Below are 1,021 nucleotides of genomic sequence, written 5' to 3'. Positions count from 1 at the left end.
GTCTGCCCACTGCCACGCTCTAGAATTGCAGAAATCGGTCTCCCCGGCCGGCTCAGGCCACCGGCCGGAGCCCGTCAAAAAAGCCGGTTGAGGCCGTCGTACGCCGCTACCCGATAGGCTTCAGCCATCGTCGGGTAGTTAAACGTCGTGTTGACGAAGTACTTCAGGGTGTTCAGTTCACCCGGCTGGCTCATGATCGCCTGACCGATGTGGACGATCTCCGACGCCTGATAACCGAAGCAGTGCACGCCCAGCACTTCCAGGGTTTCACGGTGGAACAGGATCTTCAGCATGCCTTGCGGCTCGCCGGCGATCTGCGCACGCGCCATGCTCTTGAAGAACGCCTTGCCGACTTCGTACGGCACTTTGGCCTGGGTCAGCTCCTGCTCGTTCTTGCCGATCGAGCTGATCTCCGGAATGGTATAGATGCCGGTCGGCACGTCATTCACGAAGCGCCAGCTGCCGTTATCAACAATGCTGCCAGCGGCCGAACGGCCTTGGTCGTGAGCGGCACTGGCCAGGCTCGGCCAGCCGATCACGTCACCGGCACCGTAAATGTTCGGTACGCAGGTGCGGTAAGCCTCGTCGACTTCGATCTGGCCACGGCTGTTGACCTTGACGCCGATGTTTTCCAGACCCAGCGTGTCGGTATTGCCGGTACGGCCGTTGCACCAGAGCAAGGCGTCGGCCTTGATCTTCTTGCCGGACTTCAGGTGCAGGATCACACCGTTGTCGACGCCTTCAACGCGATCGTAATCTTCGTTGTGGCGCACAGTGATGTTGTTGTTGCTGAAGTGGTAGCTCAACGCCTGGGAAATTTCCGAGTCGAGGAAGCTCAGCAACTGACCACGGTTATCGACCAGTTCAACCAGTACGCCCAGACCGCTGAAGATCGACGCGTATTCGCAACCGATCACGCCAGCGCCGTAAACGATCAGTTTGCGCGGGGTGTGGTTGAGGCTGAGGATGGTGTCGCTATCGTAGATACGCGGGTGGTGGAAATCGATGTCCGCCGGGCGAT

General features: G+C 59.5%; 1 protein-coding gene. It reads right to left on the bottom strand.

Annotated features, from left to right (window positions below):
- Positions 1 to 74: 74 nt before the first annotated feature.
- A partial coding sequence (sthA, locus tag ACIP66_RS28535; protein ID WP_400652621.1) for a Si-specific NAD(P)(+) transhydrogenase occupies positions 75 to 1,021 on the bottom strand: 947 nt, incomplete at its 5' end.

The organism is Pseudomonas sp. NPDC088429, from assembly GCF_044753305.1.
In the GTDB taxonomy this organism is placed as follows: Bacteria; Pseudomonadota; Gammaproteobacteria; order Pseudomonadales; family Pseudomonadaceae; genus Aquipseudomonas; species Aquipseudomonas rustica.
The sequence above is the reverse complement of the archived record's forward strand: the minus strand, read 5'-3'. Positions and strand labels throughout refer to the sequence as shown.